This window comes from Iodidimonas sp. MBR-22, from assembly GCF_029946565.1.
GTDB lineage: Bacteria > Pseudomonadota > Alphaproteobacteria > Sphingomonadales > Rhodothalassiaceae > Iodidimonas > Iodidimonas nitroreducens.
Window position 1 is genome coordinate 333,748 of the sequence record NZ_JARKVQ010000001.1, and the last position, 22,199, is coordinate 355,946.

Annotated in this window: 21 protein-coding genes; 14 read left to right on the forward strand and 7 right to left on the reverse strand. The window is 57.7% G+C overall.

What is annotated here, in order from left to right; translation table 11 throughout:
• Window positions 1-132 precede the first annotated feature (132 nt).
• The 3 genes from ihfB (at window position 133) to pyrF (ending at window position 1,707) form a co-directional block, all read left to right on the forward strand.
• Window positions 133-423 carry an integration host factor subunit beta gene (gene ihfB / locus QK300_RS01550; protein ID WP_281299745.1) on the forward strand — a complete coding sequence of 97 codons (291 nt, stop codon included), beginning with the start codon at window positions 133-135 and terminating at the stop codon, window positions 421-423.
• 60 nt (window positions 424-483) lie between these two features.
• Window positions 484-921, forward strand: coding sequence for a LapA family protein (locus QK300_RS01555; protein WP_281299744.1), 438 nt, complete (start codon window positions 484-486; stop codon window positions 919-921).
• A gap of 66 nt (window positions 922-987) precedes the next feature.
• Entirely contained in the window at window positions 988-1,707 is a 720-nt protein-coding gene (pyrF, locus tag QK300_RS01560) for an orotidine-5'-phosphate decarboxylase (protein ID WP_281299743.1), read from the forward strand.
• Window positions 1,708-1,730: 23 nt separating this feature from the next.
• On the opposite strand, the gene QK300_RS01565 is transcribed toward pyrF, so the two are convergent.
• Window positions 1,731-3,023, reverse strand: a complete 1,293-nt coding sequence (locus QK300_RS01565; protein WP_281299742.1) for a Xaa-Pro peptidase family protein — start codon at window positions 3,021-3,023, stop codon at window positions 1,731-1,733.
• A 160-nt stretch (window positions 3,024-3,183) separates the two neighbouring features.
• Here QK300_RS01565 and QK300_RS01570 point away from each other — a divergent pair, with 160 nt between their 5' ends.
• From QK300_RS01570 to QK300_RS01580, 3 genes are all read left to right on the forward strand, one after another.
• Complete coding sequence (locus QK300_RS01570; protein WP_281299741.1) at window positions 3,184-5,367, forward strand: malate synthase G; 2,184 nt, start codon at window positions 3,184-3,186, stop codon at window positions 5,365-5,367.
• 122 nt (window positions 5,368-5,489) lie between these two features.
• On the forward strand, window positions 5,490-6,149 hold the full coding sequence (locus tag QK300_RS01575; RefSeq protein WP_281320804.1) for a hypothetical protein: 660 nt from the start codon (window positions 5,490-5,492) through the stop codon (window positions 6,147-6,149).
• A 288-nt stretch (window positions 6,150-6,437) separates the two neighbouring features.
• Window positions 6,438-7,226, forward strand: coding sequence for a LuxR family transcriptional regulator (locus QK300_RS01580; RefSeq protein WP_052371277.1), 789 nt, complete (start codon window positions 6,438-6,440; stop codon window positions 7,224-7,226).
• A 9-nt stretch (window positions 7,227-7,235) separates the two neighbouring features.
• On the opposite strand, the gene QK300_RS01585 is transcribed toward QK300_RS01580, so the two are convergent.
• From QK300_RS01585 to QK300_RS01595, 3 genes are read right to left on the reverse strand one after another with little or no spacing between them, the layout of a single operon-like run.
• The gene (locus QK300_RS01585) at window positions 7,236-8,210 is read right to left on the reverse strand and encodes a tyrosine recombinase (RefSeq protein WP_281299739.1); all 975 of its coding nucleotides are present in this window, start codon (window positions 8,208-8,210) and stop codon (window positions 7,236-7,238) included.
• A gap of 38 nt (window positions 8,211-8,248) precedes the next feature.
• Window positions 8,249-10,396: a hypothetical protein gene (locus tag QK300_RS01590; RefSeq protein WP_281299738.1), complete on the reverse strand. Its 2,148-nt coding sequence runs from the start codon at window positions 10,394-10,396 to the stop codon at window positions 8,249-8,251.
• Entirely contained in the window at window positions 10,377-10,517 is a 141-nt protein-coding gene (locus QK300_RS01595; RefSeq protein ID WP_161760619.1) for a hypothetical protein, read from the reverse strand. The genes QK300_RS01590 and QK300_RS01595 overlap by 20 nt, the downstream gene beginning before the upstream one ends.
• 204 nt (window positions 10,518-10,721) lie before the next feature.
• Between QK300_RS01595 and QK300_RS01600 the strand changes: the two genes are divergently transcribed.
• The 8 genes from QK300_RS01600 to QK300_RS01635 all read left to right on the forward strand — a co-directional run bounded on the left by QK300_RS01600 (window position 10,722) and on the right by QK300_RS01635 (window position 19,366).
• Window positions 10,722-11,303, forward strand: coding sequence for a shikimate kinase (locus QK300_RS01600; RefSeq protein WP_348651805.1), 582 nt, complete (start codon window positions 10,722-10,724; stop codon window positions 11,301-11,303).
• Complete coding sequence (gene aroB / locus QK300_RS01605; RefSeq protein ID WP_281299736.1) at window positions 11,300-12,448, forward strand: 3-dehydroquinate synthase; 1,149 nt, start codon at window positions 11,300-11,302, stop codon at window positions 12,446-12,448. The genes QK300_RS01600 and aroB overlap by 4 nt, the downstream gene beginning before the upstream one ends.
• Before the next feature lie 43 nt (window positions 12,449-12,491).
• Window positions 12,492-13,769: an HlyC/CorC family transporter gene (locus tag QK300_RS01610; protein ID WP_281299735.1), complete on the forward strand. Its 1,278-nt coding sequence runs from the start codon at window positions 12,492-12,494 to the stop codon at window positions 13,767-13,769.
• Window positions 13,770-13,820: 51 nt separating this feature from the next.
• Complete coding sequence (locus QK300_RS01615) at window positions 13,821-17,072, forward strand: helicase-related protein (protein WP_281299734.1); 3,252 nt, start codon at window positions 13,821-13,823, stop codon at window positions 17,070-17,072.
• The gene (locus tag QK300_RS01620) at window positions 17,069-17,485 is read left to right on the forward strand and encodes an RNA-binding S4 domain-containing protein (protein ID WP_281299733.1); all 417 of its coding nucleotides are present in this window, start codon (window positions 17,069-17,071) and stop codon (window positions 17,483-17,485) included. The genes QK300_RS01615 and QK300_RS01620 overlap by 4 nt, the downstream gene beginning before the upstream one ends.
• 25 nt (window positions 17,486-17,510) lie before the next feature.
• Window positions 17,511-17,972, forward strand: coding sequence for a TerB family tellurite resistance protein (locus QK300_RS01625; RefSeq protein ID WP_281299732.1), 462 nt, complete (start codon window positions 17,511-17,513; stop codon window positions 17,970-17,972).
• 122 nt (window positions 17,973-18,094) lie between these two features.
• A complete protein-coding gene (gene fdxA, locus QK300_RS01630; protein WP_281299731.1) occupies window positions 18,095-18,433 on the forward strand; it encodes a ferredoxin FdxA in 339 nt (112 codons plus the stop codon).
• 426 nt (window positions 18,434-18,859) lie between these two features.
• Window positions 18,860-19,366: a CarD family transcriptional regulator gene (locus tag QK300_RS01635; RefSeq protein ID WP_281299730.1), complete on the forward strand. Its 507-nt coding sequence runs from the start codon at window positions 18,860-18,862 to the stop codon at window positions 19,364-19,366.
• A gap of 7 nt (window positions 19,367-19,373) precedes the next feature.
• On the opposite strand, the gene QK300_RS01640 is transcribed toward QK300_RS01635, so the two are convergent.
• The 3 genes from QK300_RS01640 to QK300_RS01650 form a co-directional block, all read right to left on the reverse strand.
• Window positions 19,374-20,198, reverse strand: a complete 825-nt coding sequence (locus tag QK300_RS01640; RefSeq protein WP_281299729.1) for a thermonuclease family protein — start codon at window positions 20,196-20,198, stop codon at window positions 19,374-19,376.
• A 133-nt stretch (window positions 20,199-20,331) separates the two neighbouring features.
• Complete coding sequence (locus tag QK300_RS01645) at window positions 20,332-21,225, reverse strand: alpha/beta hydrolase (protein ID WP_281299728.1); 894 nt, start codon at window positions 21,223-21,225, stop codon at window positions 20,332-20,334.
• Between the two features lie 22 nt (window positions 21,226-21,247).
• Window positions 21,248-22,111 carry a universal stress protein gene (locus tag QK300_RS01650; RefSeq protein WP_281299727.1) on the reverse strand — a complete coding sequence of 288 codons (864 nt, stop codon included), beginning with the start codon at window positions 22,109-22,111 and terminating at the stop codon, window positions 21,248-21,250.
• Window positions 22,112-22,199 lie beyond the last annotated feature (88 nt).

The window sequence follows — 22,199 nt, forward strand, 5'->3', positions numbered from 1 at the left end:
TATCATCGCCGTGCTATGATGGATGCGGTGCTGGCGCTGGAGCATCCTTGCAAGATTGAGGGGGATCAGGCCCGCTTGGGATATGGTCCATCCTCAGGTTTTCAGAAGGTTCGATGAAAGGATCCTTCCCTTATGATCAAATCCGAACTCATCAATAAGCTGGCAGAGGCCAATCCGAATTTGTTTCATCGCGATGTGGAGCGGATTGTCGGCACGATTTTCGAGGAAATCACCGCCGCCATGAGCCGTGGTGATCGTGTGGAATTGCGGGGCTTTGGGGCTTTTTCGGTCAAATCCCGGCCATCGCGGGTGGGGCGCAATCCCCGCACCGGTGAAGCGGTGGATGTGGAAGAAAAGCATGTGCCCTATTTCAAGGCCGGAAAAGATCTGCGCGAACAGCTCAATGACAAATATGGGGCCTGATGGGCCGCTGTTGATGGGGCCTTTATCTTTCATAAACCCCGATCATAAACAGGGACGCTGATGCCTTCTTTCCTGCGCTGGATCTTTTTTTTGCTGCCAGCGGTGGCGTTGGTCGTTTTTGCGCTTTTCAATCGCCAGCCGGTTCTGGTGAGCCTTCCCGGTTTTGATCTGGCTTTGCGCCTGCCCTTGTTTGCGATGTTTCTGGCCGGGATATTTGTGGGAGCGATTCTGGCCTTCGCCTTATCTTTCCGCCGATCTTTTGTTTTATCGCGCAAGCTGAAAAAGGCCGAACGCCGGGCCGATGCCGCCCAAGCGCGATTGGATGCGCAAAATGAAAATAGAGAGGCCGGGCAGACCAGCCAGAAATTCGAGGCCATTGATCAAGCTCAGGCCCCACGTTCATCGGCCGCATCATCTGCGCGTGCGCCGGCTTTAGGAGTCACGCGACCATCGCCGGGTCAGAATAAGGCATCAGGCACCGGGCGATCTGCTCTCTGAAGGCCGGGGGGCGTTTTATCAGCATCAAAAGGGCTTTGGCCTTAAATCTTTTGTCGGGCAATTCATATGCAACGTTTTTCCAATCCTTTATTCTGTGCCCTTGATACCGGTGATCTGGCCCAGGCCATCCATCTGGCGGATTCCCTTAAGGATGTGGTGGGGGGATTCAAGCTGGGGCTGGAATTTTTCTGTGCCCATGGCCCGCATGGGGTGGAAGAAATCGCCCGCCGGGATATTCCGCTGTTCATTGATCTGAAATTTCACGATATCCCCAATACCGTGGCCGGGGCTGTGCGTTCGGTGATGCGGCTCAATCCGGCCATTCTCACCGTTCATGCCGCAGGGGGCGCGGATATGATGCGTGCGGCTGCCGATGCCGCCGCCGATGAAGCCAGCCGCCTTGGGGTAAAGGTTCCGTGGATCGTTGGGGTTACTGTGCTTACCAGCCTTGATGCGGGTGATCTCGATGTTTTGGGGATCGAGGGAACGACCCATAAGGTGGTGGCTCGCCTTGCCCGTCTGGCGGAAAAATCGGGGCTGGATGGGGTGGTGTGTGCGCCCCATGAAATTTCCACCACCAGATCGGTTGCCGGCCGGCATTTAAAGCTTGTGGTGCCCGGCATCCGCCCCAGGGGATCGGACAGCGATGATCAAAAGCGGGTGATGACGCCGAAAGAAGCCATCGAGAATGGCGCGACTGTGATCATTGTGGGGCGGCCCATCACCCGCGCCAGCGATCCGGTGGGGGCGGCGCGATCCATCGTCAACAGCATCAGCGATTTGTAGGTTGCGGCTGTAACGCCCGGACCTTAGAGGTTCAAGGGATTATCGATCGAAGCGGCAGGCTCGGTGAACCAGTGCGGGCCATCTTCGCCGATCCACAGGCAATCTTCCAGACGCACCCCGAATTCACCGGGGATATAGATACCCGGCTCATCGGAAAAACACATGCCGGGGGCGATGAGGGTGCTTTCCCCCTTCACGAAATTGGGGCTTTCATGGCCATCCAAACCGATCCCATGGCCGGTGCGATGGGGCAGACCGGGGACCGCATAGCCCGGGCCAAAGCCGTGTTTTTCGATGATGGCGCGCGCCGCTTCATCGACCTTTTCACAAGGCACACCGGGCCGGGCGACGGCAAAGGCGGCCAATTGCGCTTCCTTTTTGATCGCCCACACCTGTCTTTGGCGTTTGCTGGGGGTGCCAAAAACGATGGTTCGGGAAATATCGGATTGATAGCCTTCCACCGCACAGCCGCAATCCATTAAAACGATATCGCCATCCGCCAGAATCTGAGGTGCCGATGATCCATGGGGAAAGGCGCTGGCCGGTCCGAACAAAGCCATGGAAAAGAGCGGCGTGCCGCCCATGGCCTTTGTCGCTTCATTCATCATGCGGCTGAAATCGGCAGGCTCCATCCCGGCTTCAAGGCGCGGCACCGTGGCACGATAGGCGGCCAAAGTGATCTCATTGGCGATCTGCATCAGGGCGATTTCGGCAGCCGATTTGATCGCCCGGCAGCCGGTGACCACATTGTGGGCCGGGGCAATGCCGCGCTCCGGCGCGCTGGCTTTGATCCCATCAGCAATGAAATGGCGCACGGTGGCCTCGATCCCTATCGGCCCGTCGGGGGCCTTACGATCCTTCAAAACACCATGCACCAGCCGAAAGGGATTTTCATGCTCATCCCATACCCGCACATCGATGTCTGTCGCCATCTTTTCGCGCAGGCTCGCTTCCTCGAAAGCCGGGCTGATGAGGGCAATATCGCCATCCGCCGGGATCACCGCGCCATGAAAGCGCTCGGATCGCCGCAGATGGAGGCCGGTGAAATAAACAAGGCTTGATCCCGGCTCCAAAACCAAAGCGGATAGCCCGGCATCGCGCATCAGCTTTTGCGCTTTATCGATGCGGGCGGCATAATCCGATGCGCTGATCGGGCGGGCACGGGCGGCCAGATCGGGCAAATCACCCCCATCCCCTTGTGCGCCCGATTGCGCCCATGCGCTTTTGGGGGCGGCAAAGGATCGCGACAAGACCGGGGCAAGGATGGGGGCCATCAAGGCCAAAGCGGAGGCTTTCAGAAAATCACGTTTTTGCATGGCTTTGCTCATCATATGAGAGAATTCTTAGCCCCCACGTTGCGCCGGGTGGGCGGGATATGCAACTCTCCCTTCGCATTTTGGGTAGATCGTTCGTTCAGATCAAAACCGCCTGATGGGGGCGGCCGGATCGAATGACAGGGTTTGAAAGGTTCGGATCATGACCAGAGACAGACAAAAGATCGGCGGGCTATCGGTGGCCCCATCTTTGGCAAAGCTTGTTACGGAAAGGGTTCTGCCCGGCACCGGCCTTGACCCCGATCATTTCTGGTCGTCTTTGGAAAGATTGATTGCCCAGATGTCGCCGCAAAACCGGGCCCTGCTGGCGCGGCGCGATGATTTGCAGCAGCAGATCGATGATTGGCACAAAAGAGCGGCCGATCAGTCCCTTGGCCAGCCGTTTGATAAGGCCGCTTATAAGGCTTTCTTGCGCGATATCGGCTATCTGCAGCCCGATCCCGCGCCGTTCAAGGTCGCCACCAAAGGGGTGGATCTCGAAATTTCAGCCATTTCCGGGCCGCAGCTTGTGGTGCCGGTGATGAATGCGCGCTTTGCGCTCAATGCCGCCAATGCCCGCTGGGGCAGTCTTTATGATGCCCTTTATGGCAGCGATGCCATCCCCGATGATGGCGGTGCGGCGGCGGGATCGGGCTATAATCGGATCAGGGGGGATCGGGTGATCGCCTATGGCCGGGCCCTGCTCGATCAGGTGGCGCCTTTGGATCAAGGATCGCACAAGGATGCGGTGGCCTATGACATCAAAAATGGTCGCCTTCAGGTGGCCTTATCGGATGGCAGGGCAAGCCCGCTGGCTCAGCCACCGCTTTTTGCTGGCTATCGCGGCAAGGCAGCGCGCCCGGAGGCCATTCTTCTGCGCCATCATGGTCTGCATCTGGAAATATTGATAGATCGCGATCATCCCATCGGCCAAACCGATGCCGCAGGCGTGGCCGATATCATCATGGAATCCGCGCTGACCACGATCATGGATTTCGAGGATTCAGTGGCCGCAGTGGATGCCGATGACAAGGTTGCCGCCTATGATAATTGGCTGGGGCTGATGAAAGGTGATCTGGTTGCCCGTTTTGAAAAGGGCGGGGAAACAATGACCCGCGCCATGGCGCAGGATCGCCATTATCATACCCCCGATGGCGGCAGGCTCGATCTGCATGGCCGCAGCCTTTTGCTGGTGCGCAATGTGGGGCATCTGATGACCACCCCGGCGGTTCTTGATGCGCAGGGGCATGAGGTGTTCGAGGGCCTTCTGGATGCCATGATGACGGTGGCCATCGCCCTCCATGATCTGAAGGGCACGGGATCCTTACACAACAGCCGTGCGGGGTCGATCTATATCGTGAAGCCCAAAATGCACGGCCCGGATGAGGTGGCTTTCAGCGATGCCATTTTCAGCTTCGTGGAAAAGGCCTTCGACCTGCCTCAACACACCATCAAAATCGGCATCATGGATGAGGAACGCCGCACCTCGCTCAATCTGGCGGCGTGCATTGCGGCGGTGAAGGATCGGGTGTTTTTCATCAATACCGGCTTTCTGGATCGCACCGGCGATGAAATCCACACATCGATGGAAGCCGGGCCGATGATCCCCAAAGCAGCGATGAAAGACAGCCGGTGGCTCACGGCTTATGAGGATCGCAATGTGGATGTGGGGCTGGCTTGCGGCCTGCCCGGCCATGCCCAGATCGGCAAGGGCATGTGGGCGATGCCCGATCGCATGGCGGATATGCTGGCGGCGAAGATCGGCCATCCCATGGCGGGGGCAAATACCGCCTGGGTGCCATCGCCCACGGCGGCCACCCTTCACGCGCTTCATTATCATCAGGTGGATGTGGCGGAACGCCAGCGCGAACTGGCAACAAGGTCCATGGCGGATCGCGATGATCTGCTGGAGATTCCGATTGCCCACAGGCCCGATTGGAGCGCCGCAGAGATTCAGGCCGAACTGGATAATAATTGCCAGGGCATCCTGGGCTATGTGGTGCGCTGGATCGATCAGGGGATCGGCTGCTCGAAAGTGCCCGATATTCACGATGTGGGGCTGATGGAAGATCGCGCCACTTTGCGCATCGCCAGCCAGCATATCGCCAATTGGCTGCATCATGGGGTCTGCACTCTCGCGCAGGTGAACGAAACCCTGCGCCGGGTGGCCGCCCTTGTGGATCGTCAGAATGCGGGCGATCCGGCTTATCAACCCATGGCCCCCGATTTTGAGGACTCCATCGCCTTTCAAGCCGCCTGTGATCTGATTTTCAAGGGCCGCGCGCAGCCCAATGGCTATACCGAGCCGGTGCTGCACCGGCGGCGGCGAGAATTGAAAGGCTCATGATCGCGGCATGCCCCCGCTAAAGCCCCTATCTGTGCGTTCAGCATAGGTTCAGATGGCCGCCTTTATGCTGTGATCCATGATGCCCGTGATTGCCTATGGGGCAGCAATCGAGGAGAGCGATGATGACCATGTTGCATGCCAGACCGATTGATCCGAAAACCACCCAAGGGCGGCGGCCTTTTCGCCTGCGTGGCTGGGCTTTGGCCTTCATCGCGTCTTTGGCTTTGGGAACATCGGGCCTGATCGCCGCCACCCCTGCCGAGGCCGGGGGCGGTTATTATGGCGGCCATGGCGGTTATGGTGGCCATAGCTATCGCGGCGGTCATGGGGTCCGGGGTGGGCATGGTTATCGCGGTGGCCATCGCTATCGCGGGGGGCGTCATCATGGTCGCGGCCATGGTGCGCGAAATGTTTTCTTGGGCGTTGGCGCTGGCCTTTTGCTGTATCATGTGATCGATAGCGCCAATGAAAATCGGGCCAATGCCGGTTCTGGCGGCAGCTATGGTGCAGATGGTTATTATCAGCCCGGGGATCGGGTTTATGATGTGGCCCAGCCGCCCCGCTATGCTCCGCGCCCCGGTTCGATCCCGGCCAGATCAGGGGCCGCCTCTGCCCAAGGCGATGCACCCATAGCCGAAGCCCCAAGCTGCCTGCAAACCCGGGAATATCAAACCACCATCACCATCGCGGGCGATGAAAAGGAAGCTTATGGCACCGCCTGCCTGATGCCGGATGGCAATTGGAAAATGGGCGCGCCGCAATTGGTCCCTGATTTCGATTGAGGCCGATTCTGAAAGCCCGATCAAAGAATCAGATGCCCTTGATCCAGGATATTTGAGGATTTTTGCTGACGAAAGCCAGCCCGATGGGAGCAAAAGACGTGAAGTGCATGATCAGTTTGTAAAAGTTGTGTGATCATTTTGCACCTTTACGCTACGTAAACTTGATGGCTGGGAACAGCATGGCCCTGATCATTGTGATTGGCATCTTGGCCTATAGTGCAGATCGTACTATATTATGGGAAAGCGTTTAGGGGACAAAAAGTCCTGATCTGTTCTTTGGGGTGTGAAATGTTAGCCGATCCGACTGAACGATTTTTAAGCGATCTTCCCGGGGCCAGAAATCTGCAGGAAGCCTCGATGCTTTTGGGGCATTATAGCCGTTCCCTGCCAACCCCGCGCGCTGCTTTTGATAATGATCTGGGCAATCCGGTTTTCCCCATGGGCAAGGATGGCGAGCCCATAGGCGTGGAATTGGGATGGCCTTCTGATTTCATTCGCCGCTGGGCCGGGGGCGGGCTGGTTCTGGCCTGCCCTTTGGTTGTGCCCTGCCGAAAAATGCGGCGGCCTTTCAGTTGGGGCCTTGATGAAGAAAATCTGGGCCTTCCCGAAGAAGATCTGCCCCGGCCCTTCACCGCCCTGGGGCAGCAAACCTTAAGCCTTTTGCGTCAGGTAGGGGTGCGATCCGGCATCACCGTGCCTGTGCATCAGCCCGGTGGCCGCACCGGATTTGTTTCATGGGTGAGCGATGAATCCCTCCAAACCGTGCGCCAATGGGCCGGGCATCATGCCGGTGAGCTGTTTTTGGTCGCTCATGCCTTTCTCGAGCATGTGGATGCCATGATGGCCCGTGGGGCTGCCAATATCAAAGATGATTGCCCGCTGACCGAGCGGGAGCGCGAATGTTTGACATGGGTGGCCTGCGGGAAAACCGATAGCGAAATCGGCATCATCATTGATCGTTCGCCGGAAACCGCGCGCTTTCATGTGCGCAATGCGATTGCCAAGCTTGATGCCAGTTCTCGCAGCCATGCGGTGGCCAAAGCCATTCGCCGCGATTGGCTGGGGCCGGTGGAATAAACAGGCTTTTCAGCCATCCTGCCATGGTTTGTCTTTCGGGCTATCTGTCTGGTCCCTTTGGGCCAGCGGGTGTTTTTCGCTCACCAAAGTCCGCAGCCGTTCTTCCAGCACATGGGTATAGATCTGGGTCGTTGAAATATCGGCATGGCCCAGCATCTTTTGTACCGCCCGCAAATCGGCCCCATGGGCCAGAAGATGGGTGGCAAAGGCATGGCGCATTTTATGGGCGGAAAGCAGTTCGGGCCTGATCCCGGCTTCTTGTGCCAAAGATTTGAGCATTTGCTGCACCCGCATCCGGCTCAGCGTGCCCATCGCCCCGCGTGAGGGAAAAAGCCAGGGCGAGGCGGCCATATCGGGCTTATCGCGTTTTAAAATCGCCAGATAGGCCAGCAAAGCGGCGCGCGCCTGATCGCCCATGGGCACCATGCGTTCTGCCCCCCCCTTGCCGCGCACGAACAGCACCGGGCGATCCGGGGCAAAAGCCCGGCGCGGCAGGCGGATCAATTCGGTGATGCGCATACCGGTGGCATAAAGCATTTCCAGCAAAGCGAGCAGCCGGGCGCTTTGCAGATTGTTTTTTTCCCTGTGGATGTCTTCGGCGCAAGACAGCAGCTTATTGACATCCTCTTCGCTCAAAACACCGGGCAGGCGGGCAGGCAGGCGCGGGCTATCGATACCAATGGCGGGATTATCGGGTTTCAGCCCTTCGCGAAAGAGAAACAGAAAATATTGCCGCAAGGCCGATAAGCGGCGGCTGGCGGTGCTGGCGGCGCGCTTTTCGCGATGCAAAAGCTCCAGATAATGCCGGATATCTTCTGTTGTCGTGCTTTGGGTGCTGGCCCCGGTGCGGGTGAAAAAATCCACCAGATCACGTTCATAAGCGGCCAGGCTATTGGCTGCCGCCCCGCGCTCGGCAGCCAGCATTTCCAGAAACTGTTCAATCAGATGACGATCTTCAGCCATAGTGACCGTGCGGCGGCTCATCGTGATGCCGTGTCATGGCCCTGTGCATCGCGATGCCCTCAATCGCTTTGGGTGAGCAAAACATCAAGGGCAAGATCGCGAGCATAAGGCTTGAGATCGGCTTCCCGCAGGGCGGCCAATATGGTTGCCAGCACGGGGGCGGAAAGCCCATCAATGCCGCCACTGTGCCGGATCGCCACTAGGCTGGTGAGCAGGCTTTCCCCCAGCCGCTGTTCCCTGATCGCCTCTACCATCTGCCGCCATAAAAAGGCCGATGGTCCCGTTCTGGAGGGTGCGGTGGCGAGCCATAAGGAGCGGGTATCCGCCGTTTCCAAAGAATAGCCCAATTCATGGAAAATGCTTAAAAGCAGATCGGCCCGGACCTTATCTGCGCTGGCCAGCCATTGATCGAGCAGGGCCGCTTCAAAACCCATGGATGGATCGGCATCGGCGATCAGGATCAGCGGCCACAGGGCTTTTTGGGCCCTTAGCGCATCGGCATTGCCGGCATCGGCGGCGATGCGCGCCGCTTCATACCATCCAAGGGCCTGTTCCGGCTGGCCATTGAGCAGATGCACCCGGCCCATGCTATCGGCATAGCCCGCCAATGACATGCTGGCATCCAGTGCATCCAGCGGGCCGGAAAGTGCCGCAGCCATGGCTCTGGCCCGTCCGGCTTTGCGGCTATGCTGGAAGGCGATTTCGATCCAGCGGGCGCGCTCCGCCGGGGTTTTGGCATCAGCCGCAAATTGCCACAAAAGCGCATCGAGCTTCAAACCGGAGACCAGATGATCAGCGGCGGTTTCAGGGCCAGAGTCGGTTGCAAAATCGGACGTGGCTTCAGGATCATTGCCCGGATCATTGCCCGGATCATTGGCGGCTTCCAAAGATGAGAAAACGCCCGCCTTTTGGGCTTCATCAAAGGGGATGGCGGCAAAGGCTGCCGCGATCAGGGGCCCATCGACAAAGCCATGGCGGGCGGCGCGGATGGCCAAATGAAGCTGGGTTTCGGGTTCATAGCCGGGCAGCCGGGCCACCTTGTCCAAAAGAAGGGGGGGGGCACGCAAGGCCAGATCGGCGGCCAGCCGGCTTTGGGTGAGGCGCGCCAAAGCAAAAAGCGCTGGATCAAGGGCGGATGTGGCCGCGATCCCATCACCCATCCTGGCATTCTGGCGGGCATTTTGGGCCGCATTTTGGGTGTTGTCTTGGGTCAGCAGCTTTTCCATCAGGCTGAAAAAGGCCGGATCGGCTTCATTGGAATCGGCGAGCAAGGCCAGCTTGAAGCGCGCTGCGGGGATCTGATCATCAAGGGCCGCGCATAAAGCGGTGATCCGCAACCAATAGGCCGCGCCAGAACGGCTGATAGCGTCATTCGCCAAAGTACAGGCCTGATCATAATCACCGATGGCCAGCAGAGCATCGCTGTGCATGCGGGTGATGGCCAAGGTTTCTATGGGGGCTTCTATGGCGCCGGTTTCACCCTTGGGAAGCTCATTGGCAAGGGCCAGAAAATCATCGACCCGCCCCATGGCATAAAGCCGCTCCAGCCGGGCTTCGATGAGGGATGGCACGCTTTCAGAATTTTCGGGCGCGCCTTCAGCCGCAACAGGAAGAGGCGGAAGAATGGCAGGCGATAATAAAAGCCGACGCATCAGGGCGCGCACGGGCGGCGATGCGCTTTCTGCGGGCAAAGCGGGTAAAAGCGTTGAGAGAAGGGCGCGGGGGCTGCCTTCCCATAAGGTGACGGGGTAAGCCGGTTCAGATTCATCGACCCAAACCCCGATGGCCGCCGGGTCGAGACGATCAAGGGAATCGATGCTGATGTCCTGTTCAACAAATGCCTGCTCAGTAACAGATTGTTCGGTTAAGCTGTTTTCGGCATCCGGCTGTTCGCCATCCCTTTGAGATTCACTGCTGGTGAAGGCGGGCGATGGGATGGAGCGGGGCGGCACATAAGGCCCGATGAGGATCGAGGTGGGGGCTTTTTGGGCATCGGCCTTGCGCTGTTCGCCGGGCGATGGCTCCAAACGCGGCCCCCCCAGATAATAACGGCCCTCAGCGCCCTGATTTTGGGGCTCGGTTTGAGGCTCGCTTTCTGGCTGGGCTTGAGCCGATAAAGGCGCGGCGCAGGATAGCATTGCCGCAAGCAGGGCTGCAGCCCCAAAGCGGCCCTTGAAGCAATCGGGATCAATCATTGATGATGTCATCGGAAAGCTCTTGTTCCACTGATTGCTGGGGGGCGGGAATATCCCATGTAAAAAGCCAGATCGAACCGCCGATCAAGGCCAGCAAAACAATCGCGATCACCACAAGCCAAACGCTTTTCATTCCAGATCAACCCTTTTTTGTCCTTACCGTCGTTTATAGGCAATATGGGGACTTGCTGTCCAGCACAGCCCCTTGATGCTATTGGCCCTTCAGCCTGTAAAGCGCCTGCTGATCATCTGAACATGCAGATCAGGCAGGAAAATGGCCGCAGGCATGCAGGGCTGCTTTATGATCGGCGATTTTTGTGCTGTAAGTCTGTTTATGATGCATGAAAAAACAAAAAACAGACATTTTTCCCTGATCGATCCCCATAATCCCGGGATGCCCATCGTGCTGGTGGGCCTGATGGGGGCCGGTAAATCCACCATCGGGCGGCGGCTGGCGGCGCGCCTGGGGCTTGATTTCGTTGATGCTGACGATGCCATTGCCGAAGCGGCGGGGCGCAGCATTTCCGAAATTTTCGAGGCCTTTGGCGAAGCCGCCTTCCGCGAGGGCGAACGCCGGGTGATCGCCCGCCTGATTGATGATAAGCCACAGGTGATTGCCACCGGCGGCGGGGCTTTTGCCGATCCGCAAACCCGGGATCTGGTTTTATCCCGCAGTTTTTCCGTGTGGCTGGATGCCGATATCGATATTCTGGTGGAGCGCACGGCCAAGCGCGATACCCGTCCGCTTTTGCGGCAGGGCGATCCCCGCACCATCCTCGAAGGTTTGTGGCAAACCCGGGCGGGTGATTATGCTCAGGCCAATATCCATATCAAAAGCAGCGATGGCCCCCATGAACATGTGGTTGATAAGATCATCGAGGCGATGGGCGGCTATATCAGGGAAAGGACAGGCCCATGAGCAACGGCGTGGCGGCGATGGAGATTTGCACGGTGCCCGTGGGCTTGGGTGATCGCGGCTATGATATCGTGATCGGCGAAGGCCTGTTGGCTGATCCGGGGCGCTGGCTGGGCGATCTTTTGCTGCGGCCGCGTCTGGCTCTTGTCAGCGATGAAACGGTGTTTGGGCTTTATGGCGATATGGTGATGGATGCCTTGGCCAAAGCCGGGATCAGGGCGGATCGGCATATCATTCCGGCGGGGGAAGGGGCAAAATCCTTTTCAGAACTGGAGCGGCTCTGTGCGGCGCTTCTTGATTTTGATATCGAACGCCGGGATCTGGTGCTGGCGCTGGGCGGCGGCGTGGTGGGGGATCTCACCGGCTTTGCCTGTGCCATTCTGCGCCGTGGTGTTGATGTGGTGCAGATGCCCACCACGCTTTTATCGCAGGTCGATAGCTCGGTGGGGGGGAAAACCGGGATCAATGTGCCGCAGGGGAAAAATCTGATCGGCGCCTTTCACCAGCCCCGCCGGGTTTTGATCGATCTGATGAGCCTTGACAGCTTAACGATGCGCGAACGCCGCGCAGGCTATGCCGAAGTGATGAAATATGGGCTGATCGATCAGCCGGATTTCTTTTCCTGGCTCGAAGATCATGGTGCGGATGTCTTGCTCGGGGATCGCCGGGCGCAGGCTTTTGCGGTGGCGCAAAGCTGCCGGTCGAAGGCCCGGGTCGTTGCCGCTGATGAGCGGGAACAAGGCCAGCGCGCCTTGCTCAATCTGGGCCATACCTTTGGCCATGCCCTGGAAGCCCATGCCGGCTATGATGGCCGGCTTTTGCATGGCGAGGCGGTGGCCATCGGCTGTGTGATGGCTTTTGAACTTTCAGCCCGCCTTTCTTTGTGCCCACCCGATGATGCTGCGCGGCTGCGCCAGCATTTGCAAAAAACCGGACTGCCCATCCGGTGCGAGGATATCGCGGGCGATCTTTTCAAGGGGCTGGGGGCGGATCGCATGATTGCCCTGATGCAGCAGGATAAAAAGGTTGAAAATGGGATGATCGGCTTCATTCTGGCACGGGGCATTGGCCGGGCGTTCATCAGCCGCGATGTGCCCATGCCGGTTCTGCGCGATTATCTCAAGGGCGTTCTGCCTGATCCTGCCTGATCGGTTCTGAAGATTTTCTGGTGGTTTTAAACGGATGTTGAACATGTTGATGGCTCATCTGCCCGCTTTGATCGGGATTCTTGTTCTGCTGTGTTTATCGGCCTTTTTTTCAGGTTCGGAAACCGCCCTCACTGCGGCCAGCCGCGCCCGCATTCATCGGCTGGCCCGGGATGGCGATCATCGAGCCCAAAGGGTGGAAAAGCTGATCGAGGATAAAGAACGCCTGATCGGGGCCATTTTGCTGGGCAATAATCTGGTGAATATTCTGGCCAGCGCCTTGGCCACCTATGTTTTCATCGCCATGGTGGGTGAAGGCGGGGTTGTTTATGCCACCCTTGTGATGACGGCTCTGGTCCTTATTTTTGCTGAAGTGCTGCCCAAATCCTATGCCATTTCCAATCCCGATGGCATGGCTTTGGCGGTGGGATCGGTGATTGCCATTCTGGTTTTTCTGTTTTCGCCCGTGGTTAATCTGGTGCGCCAGATTGTGCGCGGCACGCTGTCTGTTTTCGGGGTGGATCTGGAAAACGGCGAGGCGATCCTGTCGGCCCGTGATGAGATTCGCGGGGCCATCGATCTGGGGGCCAGCGAAGGCGGTATCCGCAAAGCCCATCGCGATATGCTCGATTCGATCCTTGATCTGGATGAAATCAGCATCGAAGATGTGATGATCCACCGCAAGAATATGGCGCTGATCGATGGGTCCATGCCCCCTGCGGAGATCGTTGATGAGGTGATCAAAAGCCCCTATACGCGCCTGCCGGTTTATGAAGAAGATGCGGAAAATATCATTGGTGTGCTCCATTCCAAGGATGTTTTGCGGGCGCTGAAGGCGGTGGGCGATCCGGCGGCCATCAATATCCGCGAGATCATGACGGATGCCTGGTTCGTGCCGGAAACCACCAGCCTGCGCGAACAGCTCAATCGTTTTTTATCCCGCCGCGCTCATTTTGCTTTGGTGGTGGATGAATATGGCTCGATTCAGGGGCTGGTGACCCTGGAAGACATTCTGGAAGAAATCGTCGGCGATATTTCCGATGAATTCGATCATATGATCCATGGGGTGAAAAAGCTGGCGGATGGCTGGGTGCAGGTGGATGGCACCATGACTTTACGCGATCTCAATCGTCGCTTCGATTGGTCTTTGCCGGATGCCGATGCTTCGACTCTGGCGGGGCTGGTGATTTTCGAATCGGAAATCATCCCCATTGTCGGCCAGCGCTTTAGCTTTTATGGCTTTGAATTTGAAATCATCGGTCGTCGTCGTAATCAGATCACCCAAATCAAGATCAGGCCCAAGCCATCTGAAACAGCCGCCTGAAAATATGGCCTGAAAAAGCCGCAAAACTGCAACTGTGCTGAACGGAAGAGAATGACGGGATATCATGGTTCAAGGCGGGTGATTGCCGTTCTTGGCCCGACCAATACCGGCAAGACCCATTATGCCGTAGAGCGGATGCTGGGCCATGCCAGCGGCATGATCGGCTTTCCCCTGCGGCTTTTGGCGCGCGAGATTTATGATCGGGTGGTGGCGGCCAAGGGGGCTTCGCGGGTGGCCCTGCTCACCGGCGAGGAAAAGATCGTGCCGCCCAGCCCGGCTTATTGGATCTGCACGGTCGAATCGATGCCGATGAGCCAATCGGTGGATTTTCTGGCGGTTGATGAAATCCAGCTCGCGGGTGATCAGCAGCGCGGCCATATTTTTACCGATCGCCTGCTCAATGCCCGTGGCCTGCAGGAAACCATTTTCATGGGGGCCGATACCATGCAGGCGCTGGTCAGCCGGCTGATCCCCGATATCACCATCATGGCCCGGCCGCGCTTTTCAAAATTGCAGCATATCCCGCCGCAAAAGCTGCATCGCTTGCCAAGGCGTTCGGCCCTTGTCGCTTTTTCCATCGAACATGTTTATGCGCTGGCGGAACTGGTGCGCCGCACGCGCGGCGGCACGGCTGTGGTGATGGGGGCGCTCAGCCCGCGCACCCGCAATGCGCAGGTGGCGCTTTATCAAAGCGGCGATGTGGATTATCTGGTGGCCACCGATGCCATCGGCATGGGCCTTAATATGGAAATCGACCATGTGGCCTTTGCCGCCACACATAAATTTGATGGCGAACGGGTGCGGGGGCTTCAGGCCGCTGAAATCGGCCAGATTGCGGGCCGGGCCGGGCGTTATTTAAATGATGGAACCTTCTCCACCCTTGCCGGATCGGATGCCGATGCCTTTTCGCCTTCGCTGATTGCGCAGGTGGAAGCCCATGATTTCAATCCCCTGCGCGGGCTGATCTGGCGCAATGCCCGGCTTGATTATCGCTCTCTGCCAAAGCTTGTGGCGTCGCTTGAGGCGCCATCCATGCGGCCCGATCTTGTGCGGGCGCGGGAAGCCTTGGATTTGCGGGCCTTGAAGGCGCTCGCTAAAGACGAAGAGATTGCCAAGATCGCCACCACCCCGGCAGCGGTGCAAAGATTGTGGGAAATTTGCCAGATCCCCGATTTTCGCCGTCATTCGGAAAGCGAGCATTTATCCTTGCTTCGGAAGATATATCGCGATTTGATGGGGCGACATGGTGTGGTGCCCCATGATTGGATGGCGCGGCAGGTCAGCCGACTTGACAATGCTCAAGGCGACATTGATACCTTGGCCGCGCGGATTGCCAATATCCGAACCTGGACCTATGTCGCCAATCGGCGAAATTGGTTGGCGGATGCGGGGCACTGGGCTTATGTGACGCGGGGCATCGAAGACAAATTGTCTGATGCCCTTCATGATAGATTGACGCAGCGTTTCGTTGACAGACGGACATCGGTCCTGATGCGCGAATTGCGCCAACGGGGCGAATTGTCGGTGAGCATAGACGAAACGAATGAAATCATTGTCGAAGGCCATGCCATTGGCAGGCTTGATGGCTTTACCTTTCATGCCGATCCAGCGGCGGTGGGGGACGATTATAAAACTCTGGAATCCGCAGCCGGTTTGGCGTTGAGGGCGGAAATCACCCGCCGTGCCAGGATTTTTTGCAATATCGGCTATAAAACCATGCAGCTCGATCTCTCGCAGGGGATGCATCGGCCGCAATTGATCTGGCAGAATTCGGTGATTGCCCGGATCGAAAAAGGCCATGGCCCCTATGAACCCCGGGTCCGGCTGGCCGAGGGCACCTTATTGACCGATCGGCTGGCCGATCAGGTGCGCGAAAGCTGTGAAGCCTGGCTGGCCGAGCGGATCGCCGATAAGCTTGAGCCGCTTTTGAAGCTGAAAGCCGAGCTTGAAGCGCAGAAACCGGCTTCTGTCCTGCAACCGGCAGAAGATGTAGCTGCGGAAAATGTGGCTGTGGACGATGCGGCCCAAAGTGACGCGGAGCTAGGTGGCGCGGAGCAAAGTGTTTCATCTGAGGGTGAGGCCGTAAGCCTGCCTGTCGAGGCGGCGGCCCCGCCATCAGATGCGGGATCGAACCCGGCACCAAAGCCCGCCCAAAAGCCCGCCGTGAAAACCGTTGAGACCCCCTTGAGCGGGCTGGCCCGTGGAGTCGCCTTCCAGCTTTTGGAGCGATTTGGTGTTCTGTCGCGCGGGCAGGTGGCCGGTGAATTGCGTCAGATCGATCAGGATGCGCGCAAAGGCTTGCGCCGCTTCCAGATCAGGATCGGGGCCACCGCCCTTTATATTCCGCAAATATTAAAGCCCCATGCCGTGGAATTGCGGCTTTTGGCCTGGGCCTTGTGGCATGATATTGCCGATCTGCCGGTGATGCCCACGCCGGGTTTGGTCTGGATTCAAACCGATCCCAAAGCCCCGCGCGAATTTTATGAAATTGCCGGTTTTCGGCTGATTGGCGGCCATGAAGCCGTGCGCCTTGATATGCTGGAGCGACTGGCCGATATGGTGCGGCCTTTGGGTCTGGGCGGTCAGAAATTTACGGTCACCCCGGAAATCATGGGCCTTGTGGGCTGTTCGGGCGATAGCTTTGTGCGCGCCATGCGGGCGGTGGGCTATGGCCATGAAATTGTTGAAACGCCAGCCCCTGTATCAACGCCCGATTCTGCCGTGAATTCTGAAACGGATCCAACCGCCCAAGCTGATGCTGATATTCCTGCTGAAGCGGCTCCCCAAGCTGAAGCGGGCCCCCAAACTGATGCTGGTCTTGAATCGACTGCGACCTTATCGACCGAGCCGCCAGCGATGATCGCTGAAACGCGGTTTTTCTGGGCGCCCCGACCTCCCCGGGCGGCTACGCGCCCCCACCATAAAACCCAAGGGGATCAGGCCAAAAATCCGACCCAGAAACATGGCCGAAAAGCCGCGCAGTCGCCGGATGACGCCCCTGCCAATCGCACCGGGCCGGATGCAAAGCCTCGTCATGAGGGGCAAAAAGGCCGCAGGCCGCAGCCGGATCGTGGTGGGGCTGATCAGCGCCGCCCGAATCGCGGTGGTACTGATCGGAGTGGACCTGATCATGGAAAGCAGGGGCCACGGGTCTTCAGGTCCGGGCCGCAAGGTCAATCGGCGAAATCAGGGGCATCCGGGCGGTCTGATGGGAAAGCAGCGGGCCGCTCCGAAATCAATGAAGACAGCCCCTTTGCCCAATTGAAAGCATTGAAAGCCGCATTGGAAAAGCGTTCTGGATGACAGCACTGGGCCCCGAGAAACAGGCGGTTTCAGCGCCTCGGATGCGGATCGATAAATGGCTTTGGGTGGCGCGGTTTTATAAAACCCGATCTTTAGCCACAAAAGAGGTGAAAAGCGGCCGGATGCGGCTCAATGGGTCGCATGTGAAAAAGCCTTCGGCGCTGATTTCTCCCCATGATGTGCTGACCTTTCCCAAAGCCCAGCGCATTTATGTGGTGAAAGTGCTGGGCTTGTCGGAAACTCGCGGGCCGGCCAGCGTGGCTCGGCTTTTATATGATGATTTAAGCCCTCCACAGGCGGCTTTGGGCACCGCTGATGAAGGCCGGGGCGTTCATGCCCGGCGCGATGCAGGCAGTGGGCGGCCAACCAAGGCGGAACGCCGCGCCCTTGATCGGCTCACGGGCGATCTATGACCAGACCAGAAAAGGATAGATGCTGATGCTCAACCGGATACGCTCATTTTTTGATCGTGCAGCAGATAAAAATACCGATGGCCCGCTTTATGAAGATCGGCACATGGCGACCGCAGCCCTGCTTTTGGAAGCGGCCATGATGGATGGGGCTTTGGATGAAACCGAAGACGCATCGGTGCGCGATCTTTTGGATCGGCATTTCGATTTTTCGGCGGAAGAGCTTGCCAGCCTGATCGAAGAAGCCAAAGCGCGGTCCCATGATGCGCAACAGATTTTGGGCTTCACCCGCGCGGTGAAGGAAAGCTGCTCATATGAAGAGCGGGTGGTCCTTATTGAAATGCTGTGGGAAGTGGCTTATGCCGATGGCGTTTTGCATCCTTATGAAGCCAATTTGCTGCGGCGGATCGGCGGGCTTTTATATGTTAGCGATAAAGACAATGGTTCGGCCCGCAAGCGGGTGCTTGATCGTTTGGGGATCGAGGCCTGAGGACACGCCCGCCCCGGCTCTGTTCAGATGGCCTTAAAAATGGTTGTCTCGGTTCTTATTCTTGGGCATAAGGCCGAAAAGTTCATGATGGCGCATATGCCTTTTGTGTCGAGAGGAAATCTATGACCTATGTTGTCACCGAAGCCTGCATCAAATGCAAATACACCGATTGCGTCGAGGTTTGCCCGGTGGATTGCTTTTATGAAGGCGATAATATGCTCGTCATCAATCCCAATGAATGTATTGATTGCGGCGTGTGCGAGCCGGAATGCCCGGCGGAAGCCATCCTGCCCGATACCGAGGATGGCCTTGAAAAATGGCTGGAACTGAATGCGGATTATTCGGAAAAATGGCCGAATATCACTACAAAGAAAGAACCGCCCGCCGACGCCGATGATCATAAGGATGAAGACGGCAAATTCGATAAATTCTTCTCGGCCGAGCCCGGCACCGGCGATTGAGAGCGGGGGCCTTTCTCGCGTCCTCCCGGCCCCCTCTTTCGTCACCCCGGCCCCCGGGCCGGGGTCCATCTCGTGAAGGGCCCGCGCGTGTGAAAGATGGATCCCTGTTCTGCGGCGCACCCCTTCGGGCTGCCCCGCGTCCGGGATGACGTGCAGTGTTGGCGCTTCATGTCAAATTTCAGTGAATTTTCGCACATGCGAAACGACTGTCTTTTTTCAGACAGTTGTGTTACAGTACGCGAATTGATTGTGTGTCGTTTGTCATCAAGCAAGCGGATCTGAACAGCAGTGAGGCTGATCACCCTTAATATTCCATCATGATATGTAGCAGGACAGGTCTTTCCGACTGATGAACTGTGCGGTGTTTTATGATGTCAATATTTGCTGCAATATCCGCCCAACAGAAAAGGGGCTTTAAGACCGGTCATGGTAAAAAAGAAAACTACCCTTGATTTCGCTGCAGGGGATTATGTCGTTTATCCCAAGCATGGTGTTGGTCGTGTCACTGAAGTTGAAGCGCAGGAAATTGCCGGAGCAACGCTTGAGCTTTATGTTGTTCGCTTTGAAAAAGAACGGATGACTTTACGTGTACCCATCAGTAAAGCTGAAACGGTTGGGATGCGGAAACTCTCCAATAAGGTGACGCTTCAGGAAGCTTTTTCCACATTGAAGGGCAAAGCCCGGATCAAGCGGACCATGTGGAGCCGCCGGGCCCAGGAATATGAGGCTAAGATCAATTCCGGTGATATCGTATCGATCGCCGAAGTGGTCCGCGATCTGCATCGCGGGGCCGATCAGCCCGAACAATCCTATTCCGAACGCCAGATTTATGAGGCCGCCCTTGGCCGTTTGGCGCGTGAACTGGCGGCGGTCGAAGATATCGACGAAAAATCCGCCATGACCCAGCTTGAAAATGTTTTGATTGCCGCCTGATCGTTTTTCAGTCGGTTTTCGATCCTGCTTTTGTTTCATGAATCCCCGGTGCCATTTGTGCCGGGGATTTTTTTGATCCGTGATCCTGTTCCTCATCAGCGGGCGGGGAGGCAAGGATTTTGATCTGAGCCGGGCTGATGGGGGTGATCATCAGGCCATTCATGGGCTCCATCACGCCGCGCACTTCCAGCTCTTTCCCGCGCCAGAATGCGGCACTGCGCTCGGCCACCGGCCATTGCCGCCGCACCGGCCAATTCAGGCGGATCGTGAAATCCTGCCGCCAATCGGCTGCGAAATTGAGATAAAGCGTGCCCCCTACTTTTGTGGCTTGAAAGACCCGTCCACGAACGATGGCAAAATCACCGCCGCCGATGCCGCCATCATTCATCAGGTCATGCGCTCTCATGGGTGCGAAGGCGGGGGCCGACCACAGAGTGCGATGATCGGCTCGGGCGCTGTCTTCGGCTTCATAAAGGGCGCGGGTTATATCGGGGGGCAAATCAAGGGGAAAAGCACGGGCAAGCCCCTCTTTCAATAGGACAGCATTGATCCATAGGGGATCGCCTTCCGGTGTTTCAAACAGGATATGCGCCCGGATGCGGCCATAACGATCCGGCGCATCGCTGGTGGGATAAACCCAAAAGCGCTGCCCCAGATGCGTGCCGATCAGGGCGTGGGCCATGCGGGCCCATCCATCTTCGCGCGCGTTGCCCCCTTCATGGCTGCGGCGGAGGCGCCACAGATCAGCCAGAACAAAAGAGCGCCCATCGCGGCTGATAAGGGCAAGATCGGGATCGACCCGGTCCAGAATGGCTTCAAATGGCGGGCCCAAGGCTGCCAGAAGGTCCTCTGCCGTCAAGGACGACTTTGAAAGAACGCCCGAAGGCGCGGGTGGTTCAGAAGCGCTGCCAGACCCCGGCATCGCCCACAACATAAGAGCAAGAACGAGGCCCCCGATCCAGCGATCAAGCGGCATGTTTGGCCTCGAAGTCTGCAAAGGCGGTGCGCACGGCTTCAGGCGCTTCTACCTGCGGATAATGGCCGATGCCGGGCAAAGCCACGATATCGGCATCCGGCACGATCTGGGCAAAGCGCCGGGCCATGGCCGTGCCCGAAACCGGATCTTGAGGCCCATAAACAAAGCGCAAGGGGCACAGGGCCTGGGCAAAGGCATCGCTCCACCGGCTTTGAAAGCGCTGTCGTTCATTAAGATATTGGCTGATCGCATGCATCACCCTTTTGCCGCGATGATGGGTGATCAGGCGCCAGAAATCATCGAGTTCGGCGGATGAAGGCTGGCTTTGGGGGCCAAAAATAGCCCTGAAGCTGCGGCCGAATGTGCGTCGGTTCATCAGATGCTGGGCGATGGCTCCCCATTTCGATCGCAAAAGCCTTTGGGTGAACAGGGGGCTGATCTGGTCATAAAAAATGCCCCCGTTCAAAAGCATGGCTGATTGAATTTCGATCTTGTGGCTGTTCTCATTTTGCCGGGCCAGCAATTCCTGGGTGATGCTATCCCCAAAATCATGGGACAAAATCGCCACGCGACTGATCCGGCAATGGGCCAGTAACTGCTCGATCAGATCGGCCTGATCAAAAATCGAGTAAGCATAAGGCAAGGGCTTGGCCGAAAAACCAAAGCCGATGAAATCCGGCGCAATCACATCATGATGGGCACAAAGGCCATCCCAGATCGCGGCATAATCCCAGCTTGCGGTGGGAAATCCGTGCAGCAATAAAAGCGGCGGGCCAGCCCCCCCGCGTCGATAGAAAATATCATGTCCGCGATAGGGAAAAATCATGCCCCCACTCTGCCATTGGGACAGGCTGATGGGCATGGGTTTGGCATGTTCGGTCATCCATCTCACCTTCAAACCATGATCAATGGCTCATGAAAACGGGGATGCGGGCATGATGAATGGCATCGCGCGTCACCCCGCCTACGATCATTTCCCGCCAGCGGCTGTGGGAAAAAGCGCCCATGATCAAAAGATCGGCCTGTTCCTTTTCTACTGTGGCGCGGATGGTTTCGCCAACGCTGCGCTGTTCACTGTGAACTTGCCGGGTTTCAGCCGTCAGACCATGGCGCGCCAGATAGATCCGCAAGCCTTCCAATGATGGCCGGTCGGGATGTTCATCATCCACGGTCAGCAATATGATGCGCTCGGCCTGATGCAGAAAAGGCAAGGAGGCGGCCACGGTGCGGGCACATTCCGCCCGGCCATTCCATGCCACGAGAATGCTCTTGCCCGGATTTTTATGCTGGCGTTCGGGCGGGGCCAGCAGCAGGGGGCGGCCCGATCTGAACAGCACTTCATTGAGCAGATCGGCGCTATCCTGATGATTGGGTTCCACCGGCTGGGGCACGATGGTGAGATCGGCCAGGCGGGCGGCGCGGCCCACGCGATCAGCAATGAAGCCGGTGGTTTCCTCCCATGAAATGGTGGGGTCGTCCAGACCTTCAAGGCCATCCCCCAGGGGCAGATTTTCAGATTGGCGCTTGTCTTCAAAAACCGCAAAAGCGCGGGCGGCGCGGGCTTTGCCCTCGCGGTCGGATGCATCGACCAGATCCTGAATGGCATCGGCGGTCAGCCCTTCGCCCATGAAGGGGATGGCGGCGCGGGGATCGGGGCGAATGAACAGGCCGCTTAAATGACCCCTGAATTTCCGGGCCATGGCAAAAGCCAGATCGAGCACGGCATCCTGCCCATTTGGATCGGTCATCGGAACGAGAAAGCTGCGCATGGTCAGTCCCCTTATTAAAAACCACAAGCCATCAGCAAAGCATAGCGCGGACAGTCTGGAAAGGGGAGCCGGTTCATGGACTGTTCAC